Raw genomic sequence first — 12,577 nt, 5'->3', positions numbered from 1 at the left:
CGGATCGGGGCGGTGGCGCGATAGTGTGCGGGTGGTGTCAGTTGCGTGCGGGAGTCCAGTTGTGTGGCAGCAAGGAGTCAATGTCGTCATGCCGGGTAGTGCCGAGGCGAGTGAGGACGTCTTCGAGCCAAGCCTTGAAGTCGACCTTGTTGTCTTTGCAGGTGGCCACGAGGCTGGCGATGATGGCGGATTTTTCGCCGCCGCGTTCGTTGCCAACAAAGAGCCAATTTTTTCGTCCCAGTGCCCAGGGGCGGATCGCGTTCTCGGCCGGATTGTTGTCGATGTTCACGCGTGGGTCATTCAGGAACACGGAGAGCTCCTGGCGTTGCTTGAGCGCGTAGACGGCGGCCCGGACGAGCATGGAGGTCGGTGGCAGACGCCGGCGGACGATGTCGTCGCACAGCGCGAAGAACTGCTCGACCAGCTCCGCCGAATTGGCCCGCTGCTTCCGGCGCGTCTCGACCAGGGCCGGGACGACGATGGCGATCTCGCCGCCGGCCCGCGCGGCCTCGGCGTCCTTGACCTCGTCAGCGGCCCGCGCCTCGTTGTCATACATGATCCGGATCAGCTTCAGGGCCGTCAGACGCTGCTCGTTGTCCAGTTCGGGCACCTCGTAGAACTTGCGGCGCACGTGCGCCCAGCAGGCGGCGCGGGTTCCGGGCAGCTTGTCGTAGCCCGTATAGGCATCACTGATGAATATACCGGCGTAATTTCCGAGGATTTTTTGCGCTTCGCCCTGACCTCGCCCGGGCGAAAAATGAAAGAGGGTGATCGGCGGGCCGACGCCGGTCTTGCGCACCCAGAGGTAACACTTCTGACATTTTCCTTTCGCCAACATTCGCGCGGAGGTTTCATCGGCGTGAATGACGTCGCTTTTCAGCAGCAGGTCGGACATGCGATCTATGATGGGTTGCACCAGAAAGGCGATCTTGTCCGCCCAGTCGCACATGGTGCCGCGGCTCAGAATGATGCCCTCGCGTTTGAGGTCTTCACTCTGGCGGTAGAAGGGCATGTGGTTGACGAATTTCTCGTGGAGGACGTGAACGGGCACGCTGATGTCGAAGTGGCTGCGGTCGGAGTCTTCGGACAGGACGTTCGGCAGCGGCGGCGCCATCACGACGCCCAGCTCAGGCTGGCCCGGCACCACATACTTGGCGCGCTTGATGACCAGGACGTAGAAGGGAGGACGGTACTTGAGCATTTTCGAGATGTCAAAGCCAATGAACTCCTTCCCGAGTTTATCGGCTTCGGGGATATCAAGAACGAGTTCCTCGCTCTCGAGTTTATCGGAAAAAGGAACGCTCTTGGCATCCTTGTCGGCGGCCTTTTGCGAGCGATCATGGCCCTGGACTTTGATCGTGGCCGGTTCCGGCTTGGGGGCCGTTTCCGACAATACCAGGCCCGGCAGCAGCGGGGTCTTCTCGTCGACCACGCGCTCGGAACTCCTGCCGAAGAGCCGCTTGTTCAGCCAGGCCAACTGCAGTTCCAGTTCAGCCAGGCGCTGGAGGGATTTTTTCAGCGCATCGCGCAACTCGCCCGTCTCGGCAGTGGCGATCTGCTGGATTTTCTGCAGCGTTTCACCCAGCTGGACGTTCTCGGCAGTGGCCTGCAGAAGCTGTTCACGCAGGCGGTCGTTCTCGGCGGCAAGTCGCGCGGCGCCGCCGCCAGAAAAGTTGCTAAAATGAAACGTATCATTTTGCATGCCAATAACTTACATCAAAAACAAATACATGCAAGCAGGCACGCAAAAAAAGATGGCGAAAATCACATTTTTTTTGAGAATCTTTTGTAGTACGCGCCCGGCTTCACGCCATCAAGCATGGCGTGAAGATCGCGCAAATCAAGCAGCAGACGGTCGCCGACGGCTTTGGGCAGGTTGAATTGCCCCTGCTCAAGGCGCTTGCTCCAGATGGTGTAGCCGTCGCCGTCCCAGTTGAGGATTTTGATCAGCGTGCGCCGGGCGTTGAGAAAAACGAAGAAGTGCCCGGAATCCGGACTCTGGGCGAGCAGCTGGCTGGAGGCCGCCGCCAGGCCGTCAAACGACTTGCGCATGTCCACGGCCTGGTGGCAAATATAGATGCGTGCGGATGGCGGCAGGGACAACATCAGTCCGCCTCCAGACCCGACAGGACGGCCAGCGCCCGGGACAGCACCGACGGATCGAAGCCGGCTTTCAGACTGATCCGACAACGTCCGCACTCAATGGCCACGCCGCTGTCCGCGACCTGCCGCGGCGGCTCGGATAGCTCCACGAGCGAAAAAGTCGGGGCAGGCGCATCCGGGACGGACAAGCCGGCGGCGCCGTCAATCGTGGCCAGGCGGCGACGCCAGTACACCGCCTGATGATAGTTGAGCCCCTTGTCGCGACAATAGCGACTCAAAGGCATTCCGGACGACGAATGGGCGGACAAGGCGTCACGCCAGGCAGTTTCACGGTCGGTCATTGGGCAGTCTCCTTGCTTGGTTTCAGGACTGCCAATTAACCTAAACGCATCAGAATTTCCTGCTTAATGGGCTGGGCGAGCGCTTACGTTTCGCCGGCGCCGCCGCCACCCAGCTGGGCTTTCTGGCCGGCAAGTACCCGGAATTCACCCGCGATGAAGTCGCCGCCGCCTGCCTGGAAGCTCTGCTTGATCCGGTCTGTTCGGAGACCGCCAAAGTCGCTCTGCTGCAGGTCTGCGCCACCTTGGGCGCCGTCGGCGCGCTGCCGGAAGCCCGCCGTCTGGCCGCGGTGAAGACCAATCCGGTTTTGCGCGCCTCCGCATACCCTTCGTCGCTGCGCTCCTCGGGCCGCCGCTTCGCGGCTATCAGACTGTCCTTGCTTCGCAAGTCCGCAATTGCCGCCGTGGGCTTTCTCGGTGACCGAAGCGATCTGGCCTGGCTGACGCCGCTGGCGACATCATCCATACCCTTCGTCGCTGCGCTCCTCGGGCCGCCGCTTCGCGGCTATCAGACTATCCTCTTCGGCCTTGCCTCGGGTCTGCGGCATGCGTCTCCGAATCCCCGCCCAGGCCGCCATCCGCCGACTGCAGGAGAAACCATGAAAAACACGTTGTCCTTGCCGCGCACCTCCGCATACCCTTCGGCGTTGCCTCGGGTCTGCGAGACGCGTCTCCGGATACCTGCCCGGGCCGCCATCAGCCGACTGCAGGAGAAACTATGAAAAACACGTTGTGCCTTTTCCTGCTTCTTCTTGTCTGTGCGCCGTCTTTGCTGCGTGCGAATCTGCCCTGTGGCGGCGGCGGCTGCACCAGCGGGTGTCCCTGCCTGGCGAACAACGGCGCTGGTCCTGGCGGTCCTGGCGGTCCTGGCGCCCCCGGTCCAAACGGAATTAGAATGCGCTGCTGCCGTGGCCGAACCACTTTTCGCTGGTGCTGGAACTGCGGATTTGCGATGCCTTGAAGCCACCGACGTGGCCATCGCAGTGCACGGCATTCATGGTATCGCCATGCAATGTCGTCTCGGGATTACGAGCACCATCAGCACCCACAACTTTGCAGGGACAAGTACAAGGGTTGTTGTCATTGCGGCAATTCGGGCACCAATGGCTGTAGATTCTCGATGCCTCGACGTACACGAAGGTTTCCGATGGCGCCTTGAATTGCCCCAGCGTCCGCGATGCTTTACTGCCATCGCTGACCCACACATGCGTCAGCAAGGCCGCATAACACAAGTGCTGCGACAATAGCGAACTGTTTGCGTTGCCCAGGGGATACAGGCTCGATTTATTGGCCTTGGTGGACGGGCAGATCATCGTCTTGTAGTCGCCAAAGTACTCGTGCAGCAAGCCCACCCACCACACGCGTTCATTGTGCGTAGGACCGTTGTACACCGGCGGCAAGTAGTCCGCGAAGTCAGTCGTGTACATGCCGTTGGCCAGCCCGAGTTGCTTGAGGTTGCTCACGCAGGAAATCGTCCGCGCTTTCTCGCGCGCCTTGCTTAACGCCGGCAGCAACATGGCTGCCAAAATGGCGATGATCGCAATCACAACCAACAGTTCAATTAAGGTGAAGCATTTCTTTCCCATTGTCGCCGCTCCTTTTTATCACACCGTACACCCCAAACAATTTCCCCCCCTGCACAAAATGGGGTTTAGCATTTCCATTGCCAAGGTCGTATACTAAGTATCCGTCTTTTCCCGCTCATTGTCAAGGCCTTCGCAAAAGGAATTATTCATGATCCCCAAACGCATGATCAACCGCACCGATATCAGCGCCTCCGTTCTTTGTTTTGGCCTCAGTGGCCTCGGTATTGACGGCAGCGAGCAGGAGTCTTTCGCACTCATCGACCATTTTCTCGCCCAGGGCGGCAATTTTGTCGACACCGCCCGCGTGTACAGCGACTGGTTTCCCGGCGAGCGCAGCCGCAGCGAACGTATCCTCGGCGACTACATGGCCTCGCGCAAGAATCGCGATCAGATCGTGTTGTGCACCAAAGGCGTCCATCCCGCGCTGGACAACATGGATCAAACCCGCGTCAATCCCCGCGAGATCATGGCCGACCTCGAAGCCAGCCTCATGACCCTGCGCACCGACCACGTCGATCTCTACCTCCTGCACCGCGACGGCATCGAAAACCCCGTCGCCGATATCCTCGGCACCCTTGACAAAGCCCGCCAGCAAGGCAAACTCCGCGAATACGGCGTCTCCAACTGGACCGCGCCGCGCCTGGACGAAGCCATTGATCTCGAAAAGAGCGGTCAGATTCACGGCATCCGCATGGACCAGGAGCAGATCAATGTCGGTAGCGGCCAAATGAACCCGCCCAGCGACCACACCATGCGCGACTGGTCACTCGACATGGCCAAGGTCCTGGCCGAAGCCAACACCGCCGTGATGTCGTACTCCTGCCAGGCCGGCGGCTTCTTCCAAAAAATCGCCGCAGGCCGCGCCGTCGATGGCGCCTGCAAACGCTATGACACGCCGCGCAACCACGAACGCGCCAAACGCCTGCTTGCCCTGTCGCAACAAACCGGCATCGGCATCACCCAGCTGGCCCTGCTCTATCTCCTCCAGGCCAAAAAACTCCAGGTGTTCCCCATCTTCCGCTGCCGTACCATGACGCAGCTCGACGACGTCATCAAGACCTGCCAGTATATCGACCAGTCCATCGACTTCGCCGACCTCCGCGACTTCGAATAACGCCCCGCCAATAAATGCGGATATTAGTTTTTTTAACCCCACCAGATGGGATCGCCCCATGTCACCCCGCCCCCCCACGCAGCCCGTTCTTCGCCGGCGCGCCGACCGCCCCGGCGCGGACGACTGGCCGGCGTTGCTGGCGACAGCCCGTGAGCTGGAAAATCCCTGCAACTGCTGCTGCCGGCACTGCGGTGCCCGCCGCCATGAGGGCGAACGCGGCTATTGCGGCGCAACCAGCTCGGCGCGCGTGACCAAGGCCTTCGTCACCTACGGCGAAGAGGCCTTTCTCAATCCCGCGTCTATGCTGTATTTCGCCCACTGCGATCTCCGCTGCGCCTACTGCTCCAATGCCGACGCCATCCGCGACGACTTCACGGGCGGTGCCCCCGCCGACCCCACAGTGCTGGCTGCAGCCATTGATGACGCCTTTCGCGCCGGAAAAATCACCTCGCTGCAAATCCTTGGCGGCGAGCCGACCTGCTCCCTGTCCAGCGCCCTCGCCGTCATCGCCGGCCTGCGCAGCGCAGTGCCCGTGGTCTGGAACAGCAATTTCTGCTTCACGCCAGCGGCGCTGGCGCTGTTGGATCGCGTCGTCGATTTTTATGTGGCTGACCTCAAATTCGGCAATGACCGCTGCGCCCGCGAGCTCTGCGACCTCGACCACTACTGGCCGACGGTCACGGCCAACCTGCGCCGCGTGGACCCCGCGCGGCTCCTGGTCAGACACCTGCCCCTGGGTGGCCACGGCGACTGCTGCTGCAAGCCCGTCATTGACTTCTTGCGGCGAGAGCTGCCCCGAGTCCCCGTCAGTTTCCACCAGCTCATCCCCGATGCCGCCGGTCGCACCCGCTGTCTCCGCGACGACGAGTGGCACCGCCTGGACCAGCTCGTCGCCCAGGCCGGCCTCAAGCGTCTCTACGCGGATTTCTGTCTGCGCGACGACGAAAGCGCCGCGCACGCCTTCGTCAGCGAAATTGTCATCCGCAAAGACGGCTCGGTGATGGTGCAAGACCTCTCCGCGCCCCTGCGCAACCTCCTGAAGACACTCCATGACACAAACTGAGCACAGTACTTGCGGCACCTGCCAGCCGCGCATGAGCCGCATCAGCATCGGCATCTGCACCCGCCTCCTCATCGGGCTGTTGCTCTCGGGCTTCATCTTCCAGTCTTTCGCCGGCGAATGGACTGCCGCCAAGCTGGCCCTGCGGCCGGACAGACTCCCGGTCCACCTCTACACCCTGTGGACGGCGGCGCTGCTGCCCAGCACGTCCATCACCCGCGTGCTTTTTCGTCTCCTGGCAGTTGCCGTGTTCTTCAGAATGATTGAACAGGACCTGACCCGCCGCGGCTTCGCGCTCTTTTGGCTGGTCGTGGCAGGCGTCGGCAGCGCCGCCGCCGCCGTCCTCGCGCCAAGCACCATCACCACGGCATACGGGCCCATCGCCGGCGCCTTTGGCGCTCTCTGGCACCTCCAACGCCAATGCTCATGGTCCATCTTCTTCGCCATGCTGCCCGCGCGAACCATTCTGGCGGTATTTTGGGGCTTGTCGGCGTTGCAGTATATTCTCTCCGGCCAATGGCATTGCCTGGCCGCGATCACGGCGGCGGCCCTCGCCGGCTACGCCTTCATGCGGTTCAACGACATCGTCGCCTTCCGTCGCCGCCTCGCCGCGCCCGCCGCGAAAAAACACCACCTCGAACTGGACTGACCATGAATAACAGCAACGGCAGTGCCGACGACCTCGAAATGCTGATTCGCTCGCGCTATCCGGTCATCAACATCATCTCCTTCGAGGAAGAGCGCGTCCTGCGCCATCTCCACACCATCGCCGAACGTCGCAACAAGAAAATCTACACGTGGAGTTTCAACACCGGCATTGTCCCCAGCGGCCTCACTGACCAGTCGGTCAAGAAGGTCGACTCGGCCACGCGCGATCCGCTGCAGGCCCTCGACCGCGTCATCAGCAATATCGAGCCGGCGATCTTTGTCTTCTACGACTTCCATCCTTTCATGGGCAACCGTAACTTCTCGGTCATCCGCCGCTTGCGCGAAGTCGCCGCCGCCCTCAAAAACAGCTACAAGACCCTGGTGATCATCACGCCCACCATGTGCATCTGCGAGGACCTCAGCAAGGACGTCACCGTCATCGACTACCCACTGCCCGACACCGCCGTCATCGGCGATATGCTCAACCAAATCATCGAACAGGTCAAGGACAATCCTCAGATCAAGATCAATCTCGACGACGAATCCCGCGAGCTGCTCCTCCAAGCCGCGCTGGGACTGACCCTCAACGAAGCCGAAAATGTCTTCGCCCGCGCACTCGTCCTCCACAGTGGCCTCTCCGCCGAAAGCATACCCGTCGTCCTTGATGAAAAACGCCAGATCATCCGCAAATCCGGCATCCTCGAATACTACGAAGCACAGGACGATTTCGCGCAAATCGGCGGCCTCGATCTCCTCAAAGACTGGCTCTGGAAACGTTCCTTCGCGTTCTCGGACAACGCCCGCGAATTCGGCCTCCCGCCCCCCAAAGGCGCGCTCTTCCTCGGCATTCAGGGCTGCGGCAAAAGCCTCTGCGCCAAAGCCGTCGCCGCCGCCTGGAAAATGCCCCTACTGCGCTTTGACGCCGGACGCCTCTTCGAAAGCGCCCTGGGCTCCACTGAAGCCAATCTGCGCCGGTCGCTGCTCACCGCCGAGTCGGTTTCGCCATGCATTCTTTGGATTGACGAAATCGAAAAGGCCTTCGGCAGCGGCGGCTCCTCCGCGAATACCGACGGCGGCACCTCCGCCCGCATCTTCGGCACTCTGCTGACTTGGCTGGCCGAAAAACGCGCACCGGTCTTCGTCATCGCCACCGCCAACAACATCGAACGCCTGCCGCCCGAACTCCTGCGCAAAGGCCGCTTCGATGAGATTTTCTTCGTGGACCTCCCGAACTGCGTCGAGCGCGAAGACATCTTCCGCCTGAAAATCGCCGGCCGCAGCCGCGAACCTGAGCTTTTCGACCTCAAGCAGCTCGCGGTAGCCAGCGACGGCTTCAGCGGCGCTGAAATCGAAGAGGCGGTCATCTCGGCGCTCTACGACAGCTACTACGCCGGCCACGACCTCGCCCAGGATGAGCTGGTCGCCGCCATCAAGAACACCGTGCCGCTGTCACGCACTCTCGGCGAGGAAATCAGCCGCCTGCGCGAATGGTGCAGCGGCCGCGCCCGGCCAGCATCGACACCCGAAGCCGGTTCGGTTGGTCCCGCCTCCAAACTCGAGATGTAAGGAAAGGAGCACAGCATGAGCGGAGTCGTCGTCATCGCCCCCATTGTCGCCACCGCCGCCTGGCCAGTCCTTTGCAGCGCGGCCGCAGCCGTCATGGGCGCAGTCGGTCTCACCGCTGTCAATGCCCAAACGAACAACACCACCGACGTGGCAACCGAAACCAACACGCGCGTGGAACTCGACCTGGCCAACAGCGAAGAGGTCGGCACGACCATCCGCCGCGACGAAGAACTCGTCTTCGCCAACGACAGCCTCAAAGTCATTTTCTCACGCGACGCCCGCGGCAAACTGAAAATCTGCGTGGAAGGCAGCGGCTACAGCAAGGCCGAACTCGAGCAGTTCGGCCGCGACATCGCCGGCCGCGTCGTCCAGCAATACGCCTACCAGCGCATCGTCCAGGAAATGCAGGCACGGCACCTCAGCGTCGTCGATCAATCCGTCGATGCCGACGACAATATCCACATCAAACTGCGCGGATGGGAGGACTGAACGATGCCAGCACGCGAAATCGACATCCAAATCGCGCCGGACGGCACTGTCCGCGCCACGGTCAGCGGCATCAAGGGCCCAGCCTGCCAGGAACTGGCCAAGGAACTCGCCCAAATCATCGGCCAAGAGCTGTCTTTCGCTCCCACCGCCGAATTCTATGAGTGCGAAGAACACCGCGACGTCGATATCGAGGATCAGAGCCGCACATGATCTGCCCACAATACGGTCTGCCAAACCTCGATCAGGCCAAGCGCTGTCTGCGCTGTAATGCACTGCTAAACAGCCAGTCTGCTGCGGCAGCAGCGCCCGCCGACCGGACGCCCCCGCGTGCCACGTCGCGCCGGCGCTGGCAAAAGTTGCTCATGGCCTGGAAACGCCGCCAGGGCTTCGTCTGGCCCAGCTACCCACGGCCAGACACACCCGGCGACAATGACGCCAGCTCTTTCCGCGAGACGCTGGCTTTTCGCGCGGCAGTCGCCATTCTCTGTGGCTTCTTCCTGCCCTCCTGGCGGCAATTCCGCCTGGGGCGTCGCGCCCGCGGCCGCGCGTTTTTGTACGCAGCCGTGCTGGCTTTTGTCGCGCTCGTCATCACCCTGGGCACGCCGCACTGGCGGCTCTGTCTGTGGCTGTTAGCCACCGTCCAGTCCTGGTCGATGATCGATGCTCTGCAACGCCCCGGCGCGCCCCTTGGCGAAACCCTCCGCATCTGCCTGCTCAGTTTTTTCCTGTTCTTTGCCGCTGGCTTGGCAGACCGCATGCTGGTGCACAGTGCCATCGCCGCCGCTGGCTGGGAGATCATTCCCGCTTATTATCAGCATGGCGACCTGCGTGCCGGTATGCTCGTTCGCGTCGTACCACAGGATCACTATCAGCCCGGCGACCTCGTCGCCGCCCGCTTCGGCGCCTACTATGACGCCCGCTTCGGCAGCTATTACGACCGCGTCATCGCCACCGGCAGCCACCACGTTGCAATCAAAGACGCGCACGTATACATTGACGGCCACACTGCCGAACAGCAGCCACTGAATCATGAATGGAGGGGCATGAACTGGCAACCTTTCACCATGCAGGACAATGAGGTATTGGTGTATGCGTCGTGGCTGCAGATCAATGCCGATTGGGGTGACCCATACCCAGATCAGCTAGCCGCGACCAGGCCGAACCTACCACCCGAGCGCGTGCGCGGCAAGGTCATTGTCCGCTGGCCACTCTGGCACCGCCAGGCCATGCCGTAGCAACCCACACAGTCAAACCGTCACCGCTTCCGAATGGCTTCTATGACACACCGCTTCAATGCATTGGAAATCAACGACGCGCCGACCGCCGCCAAGCCTGCCGCACCGGCCAGCCGTGGCGAACAGATCAAGGACGCACAGTTCTTCCTCGACGCCGCCAACACGCATTTCTACCGCCTCGAATGGGAGCCAGCGCTCAAAAGCTACTCGCAGGCCGCCAGCATCGACGCCGGCTCCGCCCAGGCTTGGCTCGGACAAATCTTCTGCCTCGTTAATCTCCAGGAATACCGCGAGGCCGAATTGTGGTACGGCAAGGCCATCGACATCGTCGGCGAAGGCGCCGACCTCCTCGCCGTCCGGGCCATTTTGGCCGCCCGCTGCGCAGATTTCGAGCGCGCCTGCGGCTTCTCGGACTCGTCACTGGAGAGCGCCGGCACCAGCGCCCTGCCCTTTATTGCCCGCGGTGAAATCTTCCTCTACGCACGCCGCAATGCCGAATACTGCTTTGAACAAGCCTGCAGCTGCCAGCCGCAGGATTGGCGACCACGCGTGCTCATCGCCGAGAGCTGCCTCTTCAACGGCAAGGACGCCGCCGTCATGCTCGGCATGAAATTTGTCCAGTCAATGCTGGCCACCCAAGGCCAACAGGCCGAATTGCACCTGGCCCTGGGGCGGCTCTGCCTGGCCCTGGGTCGAAACGCCGAGGCGCACCAGGCCCTCGAAGAGGCCAGCGTCCTCGCTCCGGACATGACCAGCGTCGCGCAATACCTCGCCCAGTCCCGCGCGCGCCGGGGCTTCTTTGCCCGCCTCTTCGGCGCCAAAAAATAGTCTTGACGCGCCCCCTCGCGTCGCAGCCACGGGTTAAGCGACCATGAACATGACTCTGAAAGAGATTCTGCTGACGGCCCGGCATTACGACGCGTCGGACATCCATCTCATCGCCGGTCTCCCCCCGGCCTGGCGCGTCAATGGCGATATCATCCTCGGCGAGGCCGAACCACTTTCCGGCGACGACTTGCAACAGCTCGTCGACAAAGCCATCAACGACGAACAACGCAAGGTCCTCAAGAACGAACTCGCTCTCTGTTTTTCCCTCACCGACGGCGAGCTCGGCCGTTTCCGGGTGTCGGTCTATCACCGCAATGGCTCGCCCGAACTGGCCATCCGCGCTTGCTCGACCACCATGCGCACTAGAAAGGACCTGGGGCTGCCCGAAGCCATTGACAAGCTACTGGAACGCCCCAGTGGCCTCATCCTCGTCACCGGCGCCACCGGCTCAGGCAAGACCACCACCCTTAACTACATGATTGATCAGATCAACAGCCGGCGTTGCGGGAAGATCATCACCATCGAAGACCCCATCGAGTACGTCCACAGCCACAAACAGTCCATCATCATTCAACAGGAATTGTTCACCGACGTCCTCAGTTTCGAGTCCGGTCTACATCACATCCTGCGCCAGGACCCCAATGTCATCTGCGTCGGCGAAATGCGTAATCACGACACCATCGAAACCACGCTGACCGCTGCCGAAACCGGCCATCTCGTCCTAGCGACGCTGCACACCTCCAGCGCCATCAACACCCTCGAACGCATCGTTGGCGTCTTCCCGCCGTCCCAGCAGACGCAGGTCGTCCTCCAGTTGGCCAACACCCTGCTCGGTGTCATCTCGCAGCAGCTGCTGCCCACGGTGGGCAATCGCGGCCGCGTCCTCGCCTACGAATTGCTCCTCGTCGATGCCCCCGAACGCAATATCATCCGCGAAAATGCCCCCCATAAGCTCGTCACCCAGCTCGAAATGGGCAGCCGCCGCGGTATGTGCACCATGGACAGTACTCTCCAAGACCTCCACGAACGCGGCATCATCAGCTACGACACCCTCCTCAGCCACGCCGCTAATCCCGACGCCATCCGCGCCAAATATTCCCGCAAAAAAATCGACCCGTAGGCAGAAATGGTCCCTTTTTCATCCGCCGTTGACGCAAATTCTTTATCCGCGCTAATCTGCGTCATCTGCGGATAAAAAAGAATGGGGCCTGCCCCCGGTATGTAGTCGGTCAGGAACCACCCCGGTGTTTTCCCCACCGGGGTGGTTCCTGACCGATTACGTCTCGCGGCTGTGGAGTGGGCGTCTCGCCCACTCCGACAAGACGGCTCATTAAACCGTCCTCGTCATCCACGCCGACCGTACCCGGCCCGTCTCCCCCGCCGCACGAGCCGTGCGCACAGCGGCTGGAAGCCGCTGCTACTCTGGGCCCGCTATGACTCCGCTGCCGCAAAGGTCGGCGGAAATCAACGTCGAATGGCTGGGCGGCGGCGGGCCGTGGGTTTCCTGCAAATTGTCCCAGCGAAGCGCCGGGGTGTACACTGACCGATTACCCGGTTTGGACGGAATACATCCATTACGTTTGACAAGAGCAAAAACCGGGTGACATTAG

15 protein-coding genes are annotated in these 12,577 nt (G+C 61.6%); 10 read left to right on the top strand and 5 right to left on the bottom strand.

What is annotated here, in order from left to right; genetic code table 11:
• Positions 1-37: 37 nt before the first annotated feature.
• From tnpC to tnpA, 3 genes are all read right to left on the bottom strand, one after another.
• Entirely contained in the window at positions 38-1,702 is a 1,665-nt protein-coding gene (tnpC, locus tag J3R75_RS17085) for an IS66 family transposase (protein WP_307261298.1), read from the bottom strand.
• A 62-nt stretch (positions 1,703-1,764) separates the two neighbouring features.
• A complete protein-coding gene (gene tnpB, locus J3R75_RS17080) occupies positions 1,765-2,106 on the bottom strand; it encodes an IS66 family insertion sequence element accessory protein TnpB (protein ID WP_307264163.1) in 342 nt (113 codons plus the stop codon).
• Positions 2,106-2,444, bottom strand: coding sequence for an IS66 family insertion sequence element accessory protein TnpA (gene tnpA / locus J3R75_RS17075; protein ID WP_307261294.1), 339 nt, complete (start codon positions 2,442-2,444; stop codon positions 2,106-2,108). Before tnpA ends, tnpB begins: the two co-directional genes overlap by 1 nt.
• 242 nt (positions 2,445-2,686) lie before the next feature.
• Here tnpA and J3R75_RS17070 point away from each other — a divergent pair, with 242 nt between their 5' ends.
• On the top strand, positions 2,687-3,163 hold the full coding sequence (locus J3R75_RS17070; protein ID WP_307264160.1) for a hypothetical protein: 477 nt from the start codon (positions 2,687-2,689) through the stop codon (positions 3,161-3,163).
• A gap of 168 nt (positions 3,164-3,331) precedes the next feature.
• Here the strand turns inward: J3R75_RS17070 and J3R75_RS17065 are convergent, their stop codons facing one another.
• A complete protein-coding gene (locus tag J3R75_RS17065) occupies positions 3,332-4,027 on the bottom strand; it encodes a DUF1559 family PulG-like putative transporter (RefSeq protein ID WP_307264158.1) in 696 nt (231 codons plus the stop codon).
• 148 nt (positions 4,028-4,175) lie between these two features.
• Here J3R75_RS17065 and J3R75_RS17060 point away from each other — a divergent pair, with 148 nt between their 5' ends.
• Genes J3R75_RS17060 through J3R75_RS17020 form a run of 9 tightly spaced genes read left to right on the top strand, consistent with a single transcriptional unit; the run spans position 4,176 to position 12,087 of the window.
• Positions 4,176-5,141: an aldo/keto reductase gene (locus tag J3R75_RS17060; protein ID WP_307264155.1), complete on the top strand. Its 966-nt coding sequence runs from the start codon at positions 4,176-4,178 to the stop codon at positions 5,139-5,141.
• Positions 5,142-5,199: 58 nt separating this feature from the next.
• Positions 5,200-6,204, top strand: coding sequence for a 4Fe-4S cluster-binding domain-containing protein (locus J3R75_RS17055; protein WP_307264152.1), 1,005 nt, complete (start codon positions 5,200-5,202; stop codon positions 6,202-6,204).
• Positions 6,191-6,850, top strand: coding sequence for a hypothetical protein (locus J3R75_RS17050; protein ID WP_307264150.1), 660 nt, complete (start codon positions 6,191-6,193; stop codon positions 6,848-6,850). Before J3R75_RS17055 ends, J3R75_RS17050 begins: the two co-directional genes overlap by 14 nt.
• A 2-nt stretch (positions 6,851-6,852) precedes the next feature.
• Positions 6,853-8,415 (top strand): Ycf46 family AAA ATPase, encoded by a 1,563-nt coding sequence (locus J3R75_RS17045; protein ID WP_307264147.1) that lies wholly within the window; start codon positions 6,853-6,855, stop codon positions 8,413-8,415.
• A 15-nt stretch (positions 8,416-8,430) separates the two neighbouring features.
• Complete coding sequence (locus J3R75_RS17040) at positions 8,431-8,904, top strand: hypothetical protein (protein ID WP_307264144.1); 474 nt, start codon at positions 8,431-8,433, stop codon at positions 8,902-8,904.
• A gap of 3 nt (positions 8,905-8,907) precedes the next feature.
• A complete protein-coding gene (locus J3R75_RS17035) occupies positions 8,908-9,114 on the top strand; it encodes a DUF2997 domain-containing protein (RefSeq protein WP_307264142.1) in 207 nt (68 codons plus the stop codon).
• Positions 9,111-10,139 (top strand): S26 family signal peptidase, encoded by a 1,029-nt coding sequence (locus J3R75_RS17030; protein WP_307264139.1) that lies wholly within the window; start codon positions 9,111-9,113, stop codon positions 10,137-10,139. The genes J3R75_RS17035 and J3R75_RS17030 overlap by 4 nt, the downstream gene beginning before the upstream one ends.
• A gap of 42 nt (positions 10,140-10,181) precedes the next feature.
• Positions 10,182-10,967, top strand: a complete 786-nt coding sequence (locus tag J3R75_RS17025) for a tetratricopeptide repeat protein (RefSeq protein ID WP_307264137.1) — start codon at positions 10,182-10,184, stop codon at positions 10,965-10,967.
• A gap of 43 nt (positions 10,968-11,010) precedes the next feature.
• Positions 11,011-12,087, top strand: a complete 1,077-nt coding sequence (locus J3R75_RS17020) for a type IV pilus twitching motility protein PilT (protein WP_307264135.1) — start codon at positions 11,011-11,013, stop codon at positions 12,085-12,087.
• A gap of 297 nt (positions 12,088-12,384) precedes the next feature.
• On the opposite strand, the gene J3R75_RS17015 is transcribed toward J3R75_RS17020, so the two are convergent.
• Positions 12,385-12,507 carry a hypothetical protein gene (locus J3R75_RS17015; protein ID WP_307264133.1) on the bottom strand — a complete coding sequence of 41 codons (123 nt, stop codon included), beginning with the start codon at positions 12,505-12,507 and terminating at the stop codon, positions 12,385-12,387.
• Positions 12,508-12,577 lie beyond the last annotated feature (70 nt).

The sequence above is a fragment of the Oligosphaera ethanolica genome, from assembly GCF_030814695.1.
Taxonomy (GTDB): domain Bacteria; phylum Verrucomicrobiota; class Lentisphaeria; order Oligosphaerales; family Oligosphaeraceae; genus Oligosphaera; species Oligosphaera ethanolica.
Note: the sequence above shows the minus strand (reverse complement) of the source record. Positions and strands in the feature narration are given on the sequence as shown.